Origin of the sequence: Promicromonospora sp. Populi, assembly GCF_041081105.1 — a bacterium.
Taxonomy (GTDB): Bacteria; Actinomycetota; Actinomycetes; order Actinomycetales; family Cellulomonadaceae; genus Promicromonospora.
On record NZ_CP163528.1, the window covers coordinates 3,722,160 to 3,738,196 of the forward strand.

Genomic DNA, 16,037 nt, shown 5'->3' on the forward strand with positions numbered 1-16,037 from the left:
CCGCACAGCAACGCGGAGGTGCGGGTCCGGTGCGGAGCCCGCACCACCATCAGTCCGCGTCGTCGACGGTGCCCGAGAACGTGCCGAAGAGCAGGTTCCAGAGCTGGTCGAGGGTCATGGTCGCGAGATCGACACCGGGCAGGTCGGAGAGGCCCAGGCTGGCGAGCAGCTGCTCCAACGACGTGCCGAGGCCCGGCGTGGTGGGCGGCTCGGTCGGTGGGTCGACCGGATCCACCGGGTCGACCGGATCAACCGGATCGACGGGGTCCACCGGATCCACGGGCTCGGTCGGCGGGTCAGGCCGGTCCGGTCCACCACCGGGGTTGGGTCCGGAGTCCACTGGGGGCGGCTCCGGCGATTCGGGCAGGGGTGCCGGTTCGGCCACGACCGGCGGTCCCTCGGCGGGCGCGGCGTCCTCCCGAGGTGTCGTCGCGGGGCGCGGCTGTGGATCGGTGGGCGGGATCGACGGCGGCGGGTCCTGAGGCGGCGTCTGAGTGCTGGGCGGAGCCTCCGCACCAGAACCCGCGCCTCCACCGCCTCCGCCTCCGCCTCCGCCGCCTCCGCCACCGGAACCGCCGGCGGCCTCCTCGACGGCCTGGATGGGCGGCTGATCCGGCTGATTGGCGATCAGTGCGGCAGCGCCGCCCCCGATGGCGAGCGCAGCGAGCACGCCCGCCGCGACGGCGGTCTCCTTCTTGCCGAAGGACCGCGGCTTCGCGCCACTGGCAAGACCCGCGGCACCGGCTGCGGTGCCGATCGCGCCGGTGGCCATCGCACCGCCGAGGATGTGCTGTCCCAGGTCACGCAGCATCCAGGAGACTTCACGGACGTCGACGAACGCGCGGGTGCACTCGCCGCACCCATCCATGTGGACTTCCAGGCGACGCTGGCGGCGGGGGAGGAGTCGGCCTTTGAGGTAGTCGTGCATGGCGGCGCGGGTGGTGCGGCATTCGGGTTCGTTGACTTCGCGGGCGTGGGCGGCGGCGAAGGCGCCGGCGAGGCGTTCTTCGGCGCGGCGTAGGCGCATGGTGACGGCGTGGGGGCGTACGCCGAGGTGGGTGGCGATGTCGGTGACGGCGCGGTCGTGGACGTGGCGGTCCAGGAGGATTTCGCGGTCTTCGGGGCCGAGGTCGGACAGGGCGGTGCGGAGCATGGCGACGTCGGCTTGGCGTTCGGCGTCGAGTTCTGCTCCGGCGACGGGGGGTGTGAGTCCGGCGAGGGTGTCGTCTTCGACGGGGTGGGCTCGGCCGGCTTCGCGGGTCATGCTGATGGCTTCGTTGACCGCTGCGCGTCGCCAGTAGGGTGCGGGGTCGTCGATGGTGGTGCCGGTGGCGACCAGGCGGACCATTTTTTCTAGGGCGCGGCTGGTGGCTTCTTCGGCGTCGATGCCGGGTACGCGGGCTGCGACGGAGCGCACGACGTTGGCGCGGTGCACGACCCAGTCGTCTATCCGCAGGTCACCAGTGGTGGTCACGCGGCCTTGCCCCTCTCTGCGCATAGTGTCCGGTTTTGACTCGCTGGCCAATGATCGCACCAGAACTCTCTTTCTGCGCAAGTCTCCGGGATCTTCAGATTCGGGCCGGGCTGTGCTCATCGGTGCTCACCTCCGGTTCGTAGCGAACGTGGTCGATACTGCGTCGAGGCCCTGCGGTCCAGACGTCGCGTGGATGACCGCCAGTGCGACCTCGCAGGTGGCGGCGATCAGATCGCTCGCCCCCCACGCGTCGGCGAGGCGGTAGAGGTTGACGGCGTCACCCTCCGCGTACGCGCGCAAGTACTGGGCGCCCAGACGAACAAGTTCGGGGTGCTCGGTGTGTTCCATGCAGCCCAGACGCGCGAAGCGCCCGGATGTCACAGCACTTACGGAAATTTCTTCGGATTCTCCTGCGGAATCCGTTTTGGGCTCTTTCTAGTGCGCGTCGGCGCCTGGGACGGTCGCTCGCTGCGCGTCGCGCCGTCGTCCGACAGGAGTGTGACCCAGGCCACATGTGAGCGCAGCCAAGTGCTGTGACCTTCGGGACTTGCCGGCGTCTTAGGTGTGACGCGGACGAAGTTCGGACCACGCTGGGGGCGGGCCGAGCTCCGACGCGTCGGACAGGGACCCGTGGTCCGGTACGCGCCGGATCACGGGCTCCCGCCCTACGGCGCGAGCGCCGGTTCGGACCTCGCTGGCGGCGGACCGAGCCGGCGCTCGCCCCTGGTGTGGGGCCGGAACGCTTCCTTTACCAGGCTCGACCGACCCGGTTATCGTGGGATACATGCACATCGCACGCTCGCTGCTTAGCTAGCCGCACCGGTTCCGCCCCCGATCGGGCACACCCGGTGCGGCCGCCCCTCCTTGCGAGGGGCTTTTTTGTGCCCGGAACCGATCGAAGTACCGGAGAGCGAGAACGATGAGCGACCAGCACCCCACGCCAGACCCCCCAGGCGAAGACACGATCGAGGACGCAACCGAGGACCGCCTGTTCGAGGCGTCCGACGACGACGCCCGCCCCCGCCGCTATCTGCTGACGATGTTCCCGTACCCCTCGGGGGACCTGCACATGGGTCACGCCGAGGTGTTCGCGATCACCGATGTCGTGGCGCGGCACTGGCGAGCCAAGGGCTTTGACATGCTCAACCCGGTCGGCTGGGACTCGTTCGGGCTGCCGGCCGAGAACGCGGCGATCCGCCGGGGCGAGCATCCCGCCGCGTACACGTCAGTGAACATCGCAACCCAGGCGGCGTCGATCCGGCGTTACGGCGTCTCGTTCGACTGGTCGCGGCGGCTGCACACGCACGAGCCGGGGTACTACCGCTGGACGCAGTGGCTGTTCGCCCGCCTGCACGAGCGGGGTCTGGCCTACCGGGCGGCGGCGGAGGTGAACTGGTGCCCGAAGGACCGCACGGTGCTGGCGAACGAGCAGGTGGTCGAGGGCACGTGCGAGCGCTGCGGCACCGCCGTCGTGGCCCGCAGCCTGACGCAGTGGTTCTTCCGGATCACCGACTACGCAGACCGCCTGCTGGACGACATGGCGCTGCTGGAGCCGGGCTGGCCCGCGCACGTGCTGACGATGCAGCGCAACTGGATCGGCCGGCAGGCGGGGCCCGAGGGCACCACCTACCGCCTGCACGACTGGCTGATCTCCCGGCAGCGTTACTGGGGCGCGCCGATCCCCGTGGTGCACTGCCCGGCGTGCGGGGAGGTGGTGGTGCCGGACGAGCAGCTGCCCGTCGAGCTGCCCTACCTGGCGGGCGACCAGCTGGTCCCCGGCGACGTCTCGCCCCTGGCCGGGGCTCGGGACTGGGTGGCCACTACGTGCCCGCGGTGCGGCGGCCCGGCCGAGCGCGACACGGACACGATGGACACGTTCGTGGACTCGTCCTGGTACTTCCTGCGCTACCTGTCGCCCGGGTACGACGCCGGGCCGTTCCGCCCCGAGGACGCCGCCCGGTGGATGCCCGCCGCTCTGTACGTCGGCGGAGTGGAACACGCGACCATGCACCTGCTGTACGCGCGGTTCATCACCAAGGTGCTCTACGACATGGGCCTGGTGCCCTCACCCGAGCCGTACGCCCGACTGCTGAACCAGGGCCAGGTGATCAACCACGGCAAGTCGATGAGCAAGTCCCTGGGCAACGGCGTGGACCTGGCGGCCGAGCTGGACCGCTACGGGGTCGACGCCGTCCGGCTGGCGATCCTGTTCTCGGGTCCGCCGGAGGACGACGTCGACTGGGCGGACGTCTCGCCCGAGGCGATGCAGAAGTTCCTGGGCCGTGTGCTGCGGCTGGCGCCGCCCGCCGGGCGGAGCGTGCCGAGCCCGGAATCCCTGCGCCGGGCGGTACACCGCACCGTGCACGACGTCGACGCTCTGGTCGACGCCGGCCGGTTCAACGTCGCGATCGCGCGGCTGATGGAGCTGGTAGGCGAGGTGCGGCGGGCGTCGTCGGGCAGCGGGAACGGCGAAACGTATCGCGAGGCCATCGAGGCCGTAGCGGTGCTGCTGAGCCTGTTCGCCCCGCACACCGCCCAGGACCTGTGGGAGCGGCTGGGGCGGACGACACCGGTCGCGGCGCAGCCGTGGCCCGAGGTGGACCCGGCGCTCCTGGTGACGACCGAGGTCGAGGCGGTGGTGCAGGTGGACGGCAAGGTGCGGGACCGGCTGCCGGTGCCCGCCGACGTCACTGCGGCGGACCTGGAGCGGGCCGCCCTGGCCCGCCCCGCCGTGACGCGCGCCGTGGGCGACCGGGAGGTGCGGCGGGTGGTGGTGCGGCCGCCGCACCTGGTCAACGTGGTGCTGGGTTAGGCGGCAGCGCCGTCGTCCCCGTCGAGCTTCGCGCGCAGGGCGCGGAGCTCGACGAGGATCTCGCCGTTCTGCGCGGCCAGGTGGTCGAGCCGCTCGTCCTTCTGCTCGTCGTCCTTGCGCTCCTCCTCGGAGATCTCCTCCATGCCGTTGACGATGACGGCAATGAACAGGTTCAGCACCGCGAAGCCGACCACCAGGATGTAGAGCACAAAGAAGATCCACGCGTACGGCTGAGTCCTCATGACCGCGCGGGCGATGTCGGGCCAGGCCTCGCCCGTCATGGCCTGGAAGAGCGTGAACAGGGAGGTCCCGAGGTGCCCGAAGTACTCGGGCGCGGCCTCACCGAACAGGCCGGTCGCGATGACCGCCGCCACGTAGATGACCAGGGCCAGCAGGGCGCCCACGGCGCCCATTCCCGGCACGGCGCGCAGCAGGCCGTCGACGACGCGGCGCAGCGACGGCACCACGGTGATCACCCGCAGCACCCGGAGCACACGCAGGGCACGCAGCGCGGACAGCGACCCGCTGGAGGGGATCAGTGCGACGCCCACGACGAGAAGGTCGAACACGCTCCACGGGTCGGTGAAGAACCGCCGGCCGTGGGCGAAGAACCGCAGGAGCAGCTCGAACACAAAGAAGCCGAGCATGATGTGGTCGATTACGTGGAGGACCTCCAGCGCTGGGCCGGTCACTATGGTCTCCGCACCCAGGATCAGGGCGTTCGCCAGGATCACGCCCAGCACGAGGTTGGTGAACCACTTGCGGTCGAGGAACGCGCGGACGCGCGCTCGCCCGGTCTGCAACCCGGTCTGCGGCTCGGCCAGCATGCCGGTCTCCTGGTCCATCGGATCTCCTTCACTCGCACGTGCCCGGAGCCCTGCTCCGGCCTTGCCCCGGTTACTGCCTCAGGCCTCTTGCCCGGGCGAACTGTAGCGCGGCGGTGCGGGAAGCCTGGGCTGGGTGCAATGTCCCGATTTGGGACCGATTCGGCGGGTCCGGTGGCAAGTGAGACGGATCAGTGCTGAGGTTAGAGCGCAAGGAAGTACGCCATACCACTCTGGAGGAAAATCACATGGGCTTCTGGGCCTTTCTCATCCTCGGACTGATCGCCGGCGTGATCGCACGCATCGTCATCCCGGGCAAGCAGCCGGGCGGATTCTGGGTCACGCTGCTCCTCGGTGTGCTCGGCGCCATGCTGGGCGGCTGGCTGGGTGGACTCATCTTCAACATCAGCTTCGACGAGTTCTGGTCCTGGTCGAGCTGGCTGTTCGCGGTGATCGGCGCGATCATCGTGATCCTGATCGTCCAGGCGATCTTCGGCCGGCGTAAGACCGCTTGATCGCGGCATCCCGCGGCCGCGCCGCCGCCGTCGTCGCTCTGACGATGGTGGTCGGCGCGGCCGCTGTCGCATGTACGGACGGTGGTGCGACGCCGCAGTCCACCCTCGGTCCGGTGCCCGACGACGTCGCCGCCCACCTCAGCGTCGAGGTGGGGCAGGGGCGTACGCAGTATGCCGACCGGGAGATCGTTCTCGAGGTGACCAACAGCTCCGACGAGACGATGACGCTCGTCTCCGGGGCCCTGGACGCCGACGGCTTCGGGCCGTCGCACCCCACCAGGGAAGGGCGGACAGCCGTCCTGCGTCCTGGCACTACCCGCGACGTCTACCTGGGGCTGGGCGAGGCGGAGTGTGCCGGCTTCCCGGCGGGACCGGACGAGCCGGTGCCGGACGCCGCGCCGTCCGCCACGATCACGCTGGCCCTGGGCGAGCACGACGAGCTGGGCCCGGTGAGCGACGTCGTCGTCGACGCCGGTGATTCCGGCGGGCACCTCGCTCGCAACCATGCGGTGGACTGCGCCCAGGCCGCCGTGGCGGCGGGCGCACGCCTCGAGGTTGATGCCGACGTCCCCGTCGAGGCGCGCGACGGCGAGCTGACCGCGCTGGTCAGCCTGCGGGTCGAGCCGGTGGCGGGTGGCCCGGAGGTCACGATCGACCGGCTGGGCGGGACCACGCTCATGGAGAACCCCGACCCGAGCGGCGGCGCCTCCGGCTGGGTCGGCGAAGACCTGGCCGGGCAGGACTCCGGCCGGATCATCCTTCCCGTCGTGCCCGCCCGTTGCGACGCTCACGCCGTGGGCGAGGACAAGCGCGGCACGTTCGTGCCCGTCTACGCGAGCGTCGACGGCGAGCCGCAGCACGTGATCTACGTGCCGATGCCCGACGCCGCGCGCGCCGACCTGTTCGCCTTCATCGCGGACACCTGCGACTGGCCTCAGTAGCCGCCATCGAGGCGGGTACGCGAGAGGCGCCGCCTCCGGCGTCGGGCACAAACCCGATGCGGAGGCGGCGCCTCGCGATGCGGAACTACTGCTGCGCGCGACTCAGGTGACGCGGACGAACGTCGGGCTGTTCTGCCACATCTCGGTGTAGCGCACCGGCATGCCGGCGGCCCACGCTTCGATGATCATGCCGTCGCCCGCGTAGATGGCCACGTGGCCGGGGGTCCAGACGATGTCGCCGGGCTCCGGGTAGGTGACCTGGTAGCCGACGCCGAGCAGCGCACCGGACGAGTGCGGGAGCGAGTAGCCCAGCTGCGAGTACACGTACTGGACCAGGCCCGAGCAGTCGAAGCCTGCGGACGGCGACGCGCCGCCCCACACGTACGTGATGCCGAGGTAGTTCAAGGCGATGTTGACAGCCTGCTGGCCGACGGGGACCGGGTCCGGTGCGTCGACCGAGACGACGGCGGGAGCGGTGCTCTCCTCGCCCTCACCCTCGCCCGCGGCACCCGAGCCCGAGGAGGTACCCAGAACTTCCATCTCGATCGGCATCTTCGCGTTGATCGGGACTGTCACGGTGCGGGAGTTGACGACGGCCTGCTTGGCCACCGCGGTGAGCGATTGGAGGTCAGCCGTGTTGAGCTTGGCCGTCTTGACGTCGGTCTTGAGGTCCATCGCAGGGGCCGCGTGGGCCGTCGTCGCGATGGTCGAGATCAGGACGCCGCCTGCGGCTGCAGCGAGGGCGCCGCGGCGGGCAACGTTGCCGGCGTTCTCGGTGGCGGTACGAGCGAGGATAGTCAGCGGTGTCATGGCCGGACGGCTGTCACGATGCCGTCCGCGGAGGGAGTTCGTCACCTAAATGTCTCCTGTACCGCCTGCGAGGTCAGCTGTCGGGTTCGGGTAGGAGTACAACACCCGGCCGCACGGCTACTGGGGGGTACCGTCCGGCTTCACCCCGAGGACGACGATCCTGCTGTCGCCCGGAAGTGGGTCCCCCGCTCCTGTCTCGAACGTCTGGTCGTGAACCGGTGACAGGATTCGGCGTCCGGCTCGCGGCTCCACCGATGTGGTGGGGCAGAAGTCAAAGTACACACGTTCCCGGAAAAAGTCACGATCAGATTACGCATTACGGTCTGACCCAACGAAGGTGGAGATTTGCGTCCTTCCGGGCTTCAGGGGTTATGACCGACATCACACTTCCGCTATCGTCCGGCGGCATGGCCGATAGTGAGTACCGCATCTCCGCCTGGTGGGTGCTTCCCATAAGCGCTGTCGCGTGGTGGATCTGCGGATTTCTGCCCTGGCTGATGCAGCTGTCGTACGAGTTCACGGGCTTTGCGGAGGGCGCGATTGCGGGGGTCGCCGGCTTCCTACCGGTCCCGCTCACCGCCGACGGCGCCATGGTCGGCCTGGTCACGATGGCCCTGTTCGGCGGCGTCCTCGCCGGCGCCACCTCGCGCCTGCCCGCCTCGGCCGGCGCCGGGGCGGCTGCGGCGATCGCGGGGACCCTGCTCGGCTTGACTGCCGCGGTCGGTGGCTCCTGGTGGCTTGTTGTCCGCGGGGGCGTGCCCGACGATTCGGTACCGCTCGGGATGCTCGTCGCCACCGGTGCGGCGGGGATCGTCGGGCTGGGCGCCGGCCTGCTGACGGGCCTCGGGCCTGCCGCCCTGCGCGGCCCCGCGCTCGCCCTCCCGGTGGTGCTCCTCGACAGCTGGTTGTGGGGCCTCGTCCCCGGCCATGCGGTGGCTCCGGTCGGCACGTGGTGGATCCTCGCGGTCGCGCTCGGCATCGCGTTCGGCCTCGCCGTGGACAGCAAGCCCATCGAGCTGCTGGGCTGGCTGCCCACGGCGGGCATCGTCTGGGTGCTGCAGGCGGCCGGTCCGGCGCTCGTAGCCGTGCAGGAGGGCATCCGGCCGGGTTCGCCATTCGTTGACGACGCGCTGACCGCGGCCCGTATCGCCTGGGACGAGATCGCCCCGGCGGCCGTCGTGTCCGAGGGGCACCAGCTCGGCGCCTGGGTGGTCGCCCTGTTGCTCGGGGCGGCGATTGCGGCGCTCCGGCTCTCCCGCGAGGCGGAGGCCGAGGGCGAGCTCGCCGAGGCCTGGGCCTGACCTGGCCCGACACTCCGTGCCGCCAGCGATTGCGATTGTGTAAATTTCACCCACATCCTGGCGTTCGCCCTGTTCGCCCCTGTCCGATACCCATAGGTTTGGGCCACTTCGGGGGTAATCAGCCCCTGTGTGAGCAATGGGGGCTTACATGAACAGGAAGTCACTCGTCAGCGCCGCCACCTCCGCGGTGCTCGCCGTGGCGGTGCTCGTCGCCATGGCGCCGGGTGCGCAGGCCGCGACCAACGATCCTCTCCGGAACAGGCAATGGGGCCTGAACCAGATCAACGCCGAGGCTGCCTGGTCGGCGAGCACTGGCAAGGGCGCAGTGGTGGCCGTGGTCGACACGGGCGTCGACTTCAAGCAGCCCGACCTGGCAGGGCAGCTCTTGCAGGGTGCCACCTTCACCGGCTGCGCGGCGGTCCGTCCGTGCGGCAACGGGGATCTCAGAGGCCCCGACGGCCAGAACAACGGCGACGGGCACGGCACGCACGTGGCGGGGATCGTCGCCGCCAAGGCGAACAACGGCATCGGAGTCGCGGGCGTGGCACCGGGTGCCAAGATCCTCCCCGTCAAGGTCCTGGAGGCGGGCTCGGGCTCGACGCAGGACATCGCGGACGGCATCCGCTGGGCCGCCAATCACGGCGCCGACGTCATCAACCTGTCCCTGGGCTCGGGCGTTGGAGCGCAGCTGCTGACGATCCTCGGCGTCGACACCCTGATGCGGGACGCCATCGCGTACGCGCGTGAGCGGGGCGTGCTCACGGTGGCGGCGGCGGGCAACTCGTCGACCCCGCTGTGCACCGACCCGGCGTTCACCAGCGTCGCGATCTGCGTGGGCGCCACGGACTCGGCCCGTATCCACTCCTACTACTCGGAGCTGCCGATCAAGCTCGACCTGAAGAGCGTCTCGGCGCCCGGAGGTTCGGGCGGGCTGACCGGCTGCGCCGGTGACGTCTGGTCCACGGTTCCCGTGGGAACCGGGTCGGCGACCTGTGGTCAGGGCAACTACGACTCCTACGCGGGCACGTCGATGGCGACCCCGCACGTGGCCGGGGTCGCGGCGCTGCTCTTCAGCCAGGGCCGGAGCCTGACCGAGGTGGAGCGGGCGATCCTCTACACCTCGCGTGACCCGCTGCTGGGCCTCGTCGGGCTGTGGACCCCGCTGTACGGGTACGGCATCGTCGATGCGGCGGCCGCCGTCGCCTACTGACCTGGATGGTTGTGGGTGGGATCGTTGCAACGATCCCACCCACAACCGGTGGGGTGGGGTCAGGTCAGTACGGGCGGATGTAGACGGCGTAGTCCTGCCACTGCGTCGTGTAGCGCACCGGGGTGCCGTAGTTGGCGGCCTCGACCACCATGCCGTCGCCCGCGTAGAGGGAGACGTGGCCCTGGGTCCACACGATGTCGCCCGGCATGGGCGTGGCGACCTGGTAGCCCGTGGCCGCCATGGACGACGACGAGTGCGGCAGGTCGATGCCCAGCTGGGCGTATACGTACTTGATCAGGCCCGAGCAGTCGAAGCCCGTGCTCGGTGAGTCGCCGCCGTACGTGTAGGCGATGCCGATGTACTGCATGGCGATCGAGATGGCCTCGGCTCCGATGGAGCCGTCGGACGCGTAGTCCGGGCTGGCCGGCTCGGCCTCCTCGACCGCGACCTCCGGTTCCGGGTTGGCGACGGCCTCCACCACTGGCTCGGGATCCGGAGCGGGGGTGACCTTGACGGCCTTGCTCTCGATGCTCAGCTTCGCGTCGGTCGCAACCTGTACCGCGGGCGCTGCGGGGAGCTCCGTACGAGCGTTCTGCGTCAGTGCTGCCTTGTCGACGCCCGCGAGCTGGTGCGAGCCGTCTTCGGCGACGGCGTGTGCGCTGGGTGCGAACGCCGTGGCGAGAAGTCCGGACGACGCCGCGATCAGCGCGCCCGAGCGGGCGGCGGTGCGGGTCATGGTGATGAGGGGAGTGCTAGGAGCATGATCGGCGCGGTGTCGACCGCGTCGGACGGTGGTACTCACCGATGTTCTCCAGTCGCCGGGTGCGTGGGCCCGTACCGTGCTGGGGAATGGGGCCCGCGGTTGTGCCTCCGGTGGCCCAACGAGTCCGACGCTACATACGGGTTAACGACCTGTCTCGATCAGATAACAACGGGTTGTGAAGTACCGGAGTGCCCGAACCGTGCGTAAGTTTTCGACCGAATGCCTTTCCCCAGCCCAAGCGGCATTCTTGGCGTTGGAATGCGGCAGAGAAGGCCGTTAAAAGTCCTGAGAAATCATGTGCGTCAGAACCGTGTCGGTGTCGGTCCGTATTCTCGCGGCATGGCCAACCACCGGCTCACCGTGCTGCAGGCACGCCGCATCGCGCTTCGCGCTCAGCTGCTCGACGCTCGCCGGCCTGTCGACCTGGTGCAGCTCGTCGAGGACCTGACGTTCCTCGCGGTGGATCCGACGGCGGCGGTCGCGCCCGCGGTCGACCTCGTGGCGTGGTCGCGGCTCGGCAACGAGTACTGGCAGGGCGCGGTCGACGACGCGATCACCGACCGCATGCTGTTCCAGCTGCGTGGCACCGTGCGGTCGATGGGTGACCTGCCCCTGTACCTGGAGCAGATGAGCCGGTGGCCGCAGAACAAGACCATGCGGCAGTGGCTCGCCGACAACGCCGACTTCGAGCGGGAGGTGCTGGCGCAGGTAGCGGCGGAGGGGCCCGTGCTGGCGAAAGACGTGCCCGACGGGGCCCGCGTGCCGTACACCTGGGGCGCCGAGGGGTGGAGCAGCCGCCGCAGCGTGGCCGAGATGCTGGAAGCGCTGAACATGCAGGGCAAGCTCGCGATGGTGGGGCGCAAGGGCCGCCAGCGGCTGTGGGACCTCGCCGAGCGGGTGTATCCGCAGGTCGAGGCGGTTCCCCTGGAGCAGGCGCTCCAGGAGCGGGTGGACCGGCGGCTGGCCGCCGAGGGCATCGCCCGCAAGCGGGTGCAGGGTCGGTCGGGCGACGAGGTCTGGTGGGTGGACCTACCCGGCGAGGCGGTCGAGATCGAGGGGGTCGACGGCGAGTGGCGCGTCGACCCGGAGCAGCTCGAGCGAGTGGACGACGAGTTCGAGCCCCGCACCGCCCTGCTGTCCCCGTTCGACGCGATGGCGGCCGACCGGCCCCGCCTCCTCGACCTGTTCGACTTCGAGTACACGCTGGAGATGTACAAGCCGAAGGGCAAGCGGCGGTGGGGGTACTTCGCGCTGCCGATCCTGCACGGGGAGCGGTTCGTGGGAAAGCTCGACGCCAAGGCGGACCACAAGGCGGGTGTGCTGAACGTCTTCGCGGTGCACGAGGACCTGCCGTTCGCCGGGCCCACGATGGACGCCGTGCACGCCGAGATCGAGCAGCTCGCGGCGTGGCTGGGGCTGAGCCGCGTCGACTATGCCAGGGACGCCTAGCGGTCAGGCCCTTCAGTCGAGCGTGAGGGCTTCGAGCTCCTCGCGCGTGCCCGCGAAAACGTTCATGTCGATGTAGGGCTCCACGCCGTCGTAACCGGGTAGCCGGTCGCGGTTCGAGTACTGCCAGAGCGTCCAGGGGCGGCCGTCCGGCAGCCGGGGCGCCCAGGCGACCGACCGGATCCAGATGGGCAGGTCGGGGTAGCGGTCGGCGAGATACAGGTCGTACGCGTCCCCAGTCGCGTAGATGATCGGGGCCACCCCGTAGTACTCCTCGATACCTGCGACGAGCGGGTCGAGGATCGTGTGCACCTCGTCCGGCGTCGGGCGGTCCTCGAAGTACGGGCCGTAGAACTCGAGGTCGATGACCGGTGGGAGGGTGCCGGGGGTCGCCGGCACCTCGGCCACGAGATTTGCCGCCTGATCGGCGCCGGAGCTCTCGAAGCTCATGAAGTGGTAGGCCCCAACGAGCAGGTCGGTCGTCGTGGCGGCTGCCCAGCTCTCGGCAAAGCGCGGGTCGGTGTGGGCCGCGCCCTCGGTGGCCTTGATCCACGCGAAGTCGAGGTCCTGCGCCGCGAGCACGTCCCAGTCGATCTCGCCCTGGTAGTGCGACACATCGACGCCCCGCACGTCGTGCTCGGCGGCAAGGATCCGGTTGGGCCAGACGACCCCGTACGCCACCAGCACGCCGAGGATCGCGACGACGGTGACCCCGGCCGCCGTCGTCCACAGGCCTGTGCGTAGCGCTGACCTGCGTGATCGAGAGCCGTCCGGGAAGCGCATGCATGGAGGCTAGCCGAGGCGGTTCTGGACAAAGCGGGCATCTAGGAAAGTGCTGTGACATCCGCCGGGTCCACGCGTCTGTAAGGCATGACGCAGACACAGAGCAATCGCTATGGGCTCGTCTCGAACCCGTCCGAGTGGGCAGCGCACCGTCGCGCCGTCGTGTTCTCCGTGCACCGGATGTTCCCGGGGGTCGATGCTGAGCGTGCGGCAACCGAGGGTCTGGGCGAGCTGTGCCGCCAGATCGTGGAGCACGGCGCCGTCGACCGGCCTGCCGTCGTGTGGTGCGAGGCAGCGATAGCTGCCGCCGCGCACCTGCGGACCGACACCGGTGCGGCGGCGTGAACCGGCGTAGGTGCATGCCACGGCCGTCGGCTCGGCCGCACGTGCGGCTGTCGGACGCACAGGTGTTCTGTGCGTCCGACAGCTACGTCAGCGCGTGCTGTCGACCTCTGCGACGAACCGTGCGGCCCGCTCGCGCAGACCCCGGATGCGCCGGTCGATGATCAGCTCGCGCGCGTCGGGGTCGTTGCCGGCCTCAGTGAAGGTCGGCTTGCGCCGCACGTTCCGCGAGCAGCCGAACTCGGTGCAGATCAGCGTGCCGATCGTGTTTCCGTTGCGTCCTGAAGCGCCGCCCCGGCGGGCGACGTACAGCGAGACGTCGTCGGTGACGACGACGTCCTCGCACCAGGCGCAGACGCCCTTGGTGCGGGCGCGACCCGTCTTGGCGTCGGCGGACCGCAGCAGCACGCCGGTCGGTTCGCCGTCGAGCTCGAGCACCACGTACGAGGACAGCGGCGCCTTGCGATCGTGCCATCCCAGGTAGTCGAGGCTTGCCCAGTCGAGGGCGTCGAGGTCGGGCAGGGTGGCCTGTGCGGCCTCCCGCTTGCTTGCGTTCCGCAGCGACGCGCGGATCTGCTTCTCGGTCAGAGGATTCATGAGGGTTCTCGGGCTTCCGGATCGTTCGGATGCCACCGGCCGGCTTCTACGTCGCGAAAGAGTGCACGACGGCGCCTCGGTCACCAACACGTTCGGGTGACCGGGCCGGCGGGCGGCAGGGCAGGGGACGATGCCGCGCCCGCCCTCCGACGTCCGACTGCGGCGCTCGACCGCCGAAGCGATCGGTGCACCTGGTGCCGGGCCTGATCAGAGAGTCGTGACGCGGGTCCGGGGGCTGCCCGAGCAGGCCGCGACGGCCACCCCGCATCCCGCGGTGAGTTCCCGCATCTCTCGCTCCTCGTGTCTGTTCGCTGAGTCGGCCGCACGGCGTCGCCAGGCGACCGACTCATCGATGCTACGCCAGGGGCTTCGGGGCGGGACAAGTGTTTTCCGGCACAGGGGCGGGTGCGTGGCCTGTGCTGCGCCGTCCTCAGGCCCAGGTCGCGGTCTCGGGGTCGACGCCGTGGGACCTCGCATTGGCGTCGATGATGTCGCGGAGCCAGTCGGCCAGGCCGGGCTCGATGTCCTCGTAGGAGGCGCGGAAGCCCGGGTCCGAGGCGTACGTGCGCCCCAGGCAGACCTGCATGGAGTGCGTGCAGTCGAAGTAGGTGCCGATCGACGCCCGGTGCCGCTCCGCCAGCGCGTTCGCCTCCGGTGACCCGGGCCGCACCCCGGACCGCACGGCCGCGGCCAGCTCCGCGTGCAGCGCCTCGACGTCCGCGGTGATCCGGCGCCAGTCCTCCGGGCTGCGCTCCGCCGCGCGCTCGGCGGCCTGCGCCCACTGGCGGCTGTCGCCCCAGCGCTCGCGGGCCTGGAGCGACCACGACGGCTGCCAGTTCTCGCCGAAGATCGCCACCTGCTCCTCGGGGGAGAGCAGGATCCCGGCGTTGCGGGCCTCGATCAGCCGGTCGAGTGCTTCCGCCGACCGCTCCAGGCGCTGGATCTGCTCGCGGACCTGATCTCGCTGCCGGCGCAGGGACTGCTCCGCGTCGTCGGCCGGCGCGTCCAGCAGCTCCCCGATGTCGGCGAGCGCCACGCCCAGCTCGCGGTAGACGCGCACCCGGTGGAGCCGGGCGACGTCCGACGCGTCGTAGAGGCGGTGTCCGCCCGACGAACGCTGGGATGCCCGCACCAGGCCGATCTCGTCCCAGTGGTGCAGGGTGCGGATGGTAACGCCCACGGCGGACGCGGCGCCACCGACGGTCAGGCCGTCCGGTGGCACCGCGTCGGTAGCACTCGGGTGTGTCATCCCGTCCAGTCTCGCAGCCGGGACCGGCGGGCTCGGGGTGTCACTGGGTGGGGCCATCGATTCCGATCCCGACGTCCCGAAGGTGCTTGGCCGAGACGCTGTCGGGGTCGTAGGGGCGGGCGGCGGTCATGATCACCCGCGCGTTCTCCGGTGTGATCACCTCCAGCTCCACCGAGTTCCACGGCATCTCCCGGGGACCGGTCGTGCTGCCGGGCAGCAGCTCCTCGCAGGCCGCCGCGATCTGGTCGATCTGCTTGAGCACGCAGGAGAAGCCCATGGTGATCGCCGGCGCGGTGGCCGGCCGGTCACCCGGGACCAGCAGGACGTCCTGGAACGTCCAGCGCCGCAGGTGCGTGACGGCGCCAGGCGAGGTGTAGAAGTCGAAGAAGCCGAGCCCGCGGGTCCAGAAGTCTGCGGACGCGGCCAGGTCGGCGGTGGGCACGCTGATGTAGGTCGGCATGCCGTAGATGCCACGGAACAGCTCGGGGGCCTCGGTGTCCGGTCCGGGGATCGGGACGGGGCTGATGTCGAAGGCAGGGTATGTGTCGGTCATGACGCCAGCGTGAACCCTCACGTTACGTGAGGTTCAAGTCCTGGGACCGATCGGGTTTACGAGGCCAGCCGCTGACGCGCGTCGCGGCCGGAACCGGCGGGTTCCGCACCGCGTTCGCTTCGGCTGATCTCGGCCCACACCGTGTCGAGGGAGAGCCCGAGGACGTCGGCGATCGCAGCGATGGTCGGGAAGGCGGGGGTTGCTACGCGTCCCGTCTCGATCTTCCGGAGGGTCTCCGGCGAGACCCGTGCGTCGAGCGCGACCTCGAGCATCGAGCGTTCTCCCCTGGCGCGACGCAGGAGGGCGCCGAGGCGCTGTCCGCGCTCGACCTCGGCTGGTGTGAGCGGCAACCTGACCATGGCCCCAATACTAGTACCGGGATAATATGGCCGGGATAGTTATTGGAAGCGTGAGAGA

General features: G+C 70.2%; 17 protein-coding genes and 1 riboswitch. Of the genes, 7 read left to right on the top strand and 10 right to left on the bottom strand.

Annotation, left to right across the window (positions count from 1 at the left end):
* Positions 1–49: 49 nt before the first annotated feature.
* Both AB1046_RS16850 and AB1046_RS16855 read right to left on the bottom strand, forming a co-directional pair.
* Positions 50–1,594 carry an RNA polymerase sigma factor gene (locus tag AB1046_RS16850; RefSeq protein WP_369370447.1) on the bottom strand — a complete coding sequence of 515 codons (1,545 nt, stop codon included), beginning with the start codon at positions 1,592–1,594 and terminating at the stop codon, positions 50–52.
* Positions 1,595–1,600: 6 nt separating this feature from the next.
* The gene (locus AB1046_RS16855; protein WP_274992041.1) at positions 1,601–1,822 is read right to left on the bottom strand and encodes a hypothetical protein; all 222 of its coding nucleotides are present in this window, start codon (positions 1,820–1,822) and stop codon (positions 1,601–1,603) included.
* Between the two features lie 571 nt (positions 1,823–2,393).
* Between AB1046_RS16855 and AB1046_RS16860 the strand changes: the two genes are divergently transcribed.
* The gene (locus tag AB1046_RS16860) at positions 2,394–4,286 is read left to right on the top strand and encodes a class I tRNA ligase family protein (protein WP_369370448.1); all 1,893 of its coding nucleotides are present in this window, start codon (positions 2,394–2,396) and stop codon (positions 4,284–4,286) included.
* Here AB1046_RS16860 and AB1046_RS16865 read toward each other — a convergent pair.
* Complete coding sequence (locus tag AB1046_RS16865) at positions 4,283–5,131, bottom strand: ion transporter (protein ID WP_369370449.1); 849 nt, start codon at positions 5,129–5,131, stop codon at positions 4,283–4,285. The genes AB1046_RS16860 and AB1046_RS16865 overlap by 4 nt on opposite strands.
* 227 nt (positions 5,132–5,358) lie before the next feature.
* Here AB1046_RS16865 and AB1046_RS16870 point away from each other — a divergent pair, with 227 nt between their 5' ends.
* Both AB1046_RS16870 and AB1046_RS16875 read left to right on the top strand, forming a co-directional pair.
* On the top strand, positions 5,359–5,625 hold the full coding sequence (locus AB1046_RS16870; protein WP_369370450.1) for a GlsB/YeaQ/YmgE family stress response membrane protein: 267 nt from the start codon (positions 5,359–5,361) through the stop codon (positions 5,623–5,625).
* Positions 5,622–6,566: a hypothetical protein gene (locus tag AB1046_RS16875; RefSeq protein WP_369370451.1), complete on the top strand. Its 945-nt coding sequence runs from the start codon at positions 5,622–5,624 to the stop codon at positions 6,564–6,566. The genes AB1046_RS16870 and AB1046_RS16875 overlap by 4 nt, the downstream gene beginning before the upstream one ends.
* Before the next feature lie 102 nt (positions 6,567–6,668).
* Here the strand turns inward: AB1046_RS16875 and AB1046_RS16880 are convergent, their stop codons facing one another.
* A complete protein-coding gene (locus AB1046_RS16880; RefSeq protein WP_369370452.1) occupies positions 6,669–7,376 on the bottom strand; it encodes a C40 family peptidase in 708 nt (235 codons plus the stop codon).
* A 47-nt stretch (positions 7,377–7,423) separates the two neighbouring features.
* Positions 7,424–7,620: riboswitch (cyclic di-AMP (ydaO/yuaA leader) on the bottom strand.
* A 163-nt stretch (positions 7,621–7,783) separates the two neighbouring features.
* On the opposite strand from AB1046_RS16880, the gene AB1046_RS16885 reads away from it, so the two are divergent.
* Positions 7,784–8,677, top strand: coding sequence for a hypothetical protein (locus AB1046_RS16885; protein WP_369370453.1), 894 nt, complete (start codon positions 7,784–7,786; stop codon positions 8,675–8,677).
* A 148-nt stretch (positions 8,678–8,825) separates the two neighbouring features.
* Entirely contained in the window at positions 8,826–9,887 is a 1,062-nt protein-coding gene (locus AB1046_RS16890) for a S8 family serine peptidase (protein ID WP_369370454.1), read from the top strand.
* A 64-nt stretch (positions 9,888–9,951) separates the two neighbouring features.
* Here AB1046_RS16890 and AB1046_RS16895 read toward each other — a convergent pair whose 3' ends face one another.
* Positions 9,952–10,623 carry a C40 family peptidase gene (locus AB1046_RS16895; RefSeq protein ID WP_369370455.1) on the bottom strand — a complete coding sequence of 224 codons (672 nt, stop codon included), beginning with the start codon at positions 10,621–10,623 and terminating at the stop codon, positions 9,952–9,954.
* A gap of 366 nt (positions 10,624–10,989) precedes the next feature.
* Here AB1046_RS16895 and AB1046_RS16900 point away from each other — a divergent pair, with 366 nt between their 5' ends.
* A complete protein-coding gene (locus tag AB1046_RS16900) occupies positions 10,990–12,099 on the top strand; it encodes a crosslink repair DNA glycosylase YcaQ family protein (RefSeq protein ID WP_369370456.1) in 1,110 nt (369 codons plus the stop codon).
* Positions 12,100–12,111: 12 nt separating this feature from the next.
* On the opposite strand, the gene AB1046_RS16905 is transcribed toward AB1046_RS16900, so the two are convergent.
* Complete coding sequence (locus AB1046_RS16905) at positions 12,112–12,879, bottom strand: GH25 family lysozyme (RefSeq protein WP_369370457.1); 768 nt, start codon at positions 12,877–12,879, stop codon at positions 12,112–12,114.
* 87 nt (positions 12,880–12,966) lie between these two features.
* Here AB1046_RS16905 and AB1046_RS16910 point away from each other — a divergent pair, with 87 nt between their 5' ends.
* Positions 12,967–13,224 carry a hypothetical protein gene (locus AB1046_RS16910; RefSeq protein ID WP_369370458.1) on the top strand — a complete coding sequence of 86 codons (258 nt, stop codon included), beginning with the start codon at positions 12,967–12,969 and terminating at the stop codon, positions 13,222–13,224.
* Positions 13,225–13,311: 87 nt separating this feature from the next.
* On the opposite strand, the gene AB1046_RS16915 is transcribed toward AB1046_RS16910, so the two are convergent.
* The 4 genes from AB1046_RS16915 to AB1046_RS16930 all read right to left on the bottom strand — a co-directional run bounded on the left by AB1046_RS16915 (position 13,312) and on the right by AB1046_RS16930 (position 15,979).
* Positions 13,312–13,818, bottom strand: a complete 507-nt coding sequence (locus AB1046_RS16915) for an FBP domain-containing protein (RefSeq protein WP_369370459.1) — start codon at positions 13,816–13,818, stop codon at positions 13,312–13,314.
* 430 nt (positions 13,819–14,248) lie between these two features.
* Complete coding sequence (locus AB1046_RS16920) at positions 14,249–15,067, bottom strand: MerR family transcriptional regulator (protein ID WP_369370460.1); 819 nt, start codon at positions 15,065–15,067, stop codon at positions 14,249–14,251.
* Between the two features lie 40 nt (positions 15,068–15,107).
* Entirely contained in the window at positions 15,108–15,620 is a 513-nt protein-coding gene (locus tag AB1046_RS16925; protein ID WP_369370461.1) for a VOC family protein, read from the bottom strand.
* 56 nt (positions 15,621–15,676) lie between these two features.
* Positions 15,677–15,979: a helix-turn-helix transcriptional regulator gene (locus AB1046_RS16930; protein ID WP_369370462.1), complete on the bottom strand. Its 303-nt coding sequence runs from the start codon at positions 15,977–15,979 to the stop codon at positions 15,677–15,679.
* Between the last annotated feature and the right edge of the window lie 58 nt (positions 15,980–16,037).

Excerpts from the sequence above, each read along its gene's own strand:
- AB1046_RS16850 (WP_369370447.1), bottom strand. The coding sequence starts at position 1,594 with ATGAGCACAGCCCGGCCCGAATCTGAAGATCCCGGAGACTTGCGCAGA.
- AB1046_RS16855 (WP_274992041.1), bottom strand. The coding sequence starts at position 1,822 with ATGGAACACACCGAGCACCCCGAACTTGTTCGTCTGGGCGCCCAGTAC.
- AB1046_RS16860 (WP_369370448.1), top strand. The coding sequence starts at position 2,394 with ATGAGCGACCAGCACCCCACGCCAGACCCCCCAGGCGAAGACACGATC.
- AB1046_RS16865 (WP_369370449.1), bottom strand. The coding sequence starts at position 5,131 with ATGGACCAGGAGACCGGCATGCTGGCCGAGCCGCAGACCGGGTTGCAG.
- AB1046_RS16870 (WP_369370450.1), top strand. The coding sequence starts at position 5,359 with ATGGGCTTCTGGGCCTTTCTCATCCTCGGACTGATCGCCGGCGTGATC.
- AB1046_RS16880 (WP_369370452.1), bottom strand. The coding sequence starts at position 7,376 with ATGACACCGCTGACTATCCTCGCTCGTACCGCCACCGAGAACGCCGGC.
- AB1046_RS16885 (WP_369370453.1), top strand. The coding sequence starts at position 7,784 with ATGGCCGATAGTGAGTACCGCATCTCCGCCTGGTGGGTGCTTCCCATA.
- AB1046_RS16890 (WP_369370454.1), top strand. The coding sequence starts at position 8,826 with ATGAACAGGAAGTCACTCGTCAGCGCCGCCACCTCCGCGGTGCTCGCC.
- AB1046_RS16895 (WP_369370455.1), bottom strand. The coding sequence starts at position 10,623 with ATGACCCGCACCGCCGCCCGCTCGGGCGCGCTGATCGCGGCGTCGTCC.
- AB1046_RS16900 (WP_369370456.1), top strand. The coding sequence starts at position 10,990 with ATGGCCAACCACCGGCTCACCGTGCTGCAGGCACGCCGCATCGCGCTT.
- AB1046_RS16905 (WP_369370457.1), bottom strand. The coding sequence starts at position 12,879 with ATGCGCTTCCCGGACGGCTCTCGATCACGCAGGTCAGCGCTACGCACA.
- AB1046_RS16910 (WP_369370458.1), top strand. The coding sequence starts at position 12,967 with ATGACGCAGACACAGAGCAATCGCTATGGGCTCGTCTCGAACCCGTCC.
- AB1046_RS16915 (WP_369370459.1), bottom strand. The coding sequence starts at position 13,818 with ATGAATCCTCTGACCGAGAAGCAGATCCGCGCGTCGCTGCGGAACGCA.
- AB1046_RS16920 (WP_369370460.1), bottom strand. The coding sequence starts at position 15,067 with ATGACACACCCGAGTGCTACCGACGCGGTGCCACCGGACGGCCTGACC.
- AB1046_RS16925 (WP_369370461.1), bottom strand. The coding sequence starts at position 15,620 with ATGACCGACACATACCCTGCCTTCGACATCAGCCCCGTCCCGATCCCC.
- AB1046_RS16930 (WP_369370462.1), bottom strand. The coding sequence starts at position 15,979 with ATGGTCAGGTTGCCGCTCACACCAGCCGAGGTCGAGCGCGGACAGCGC.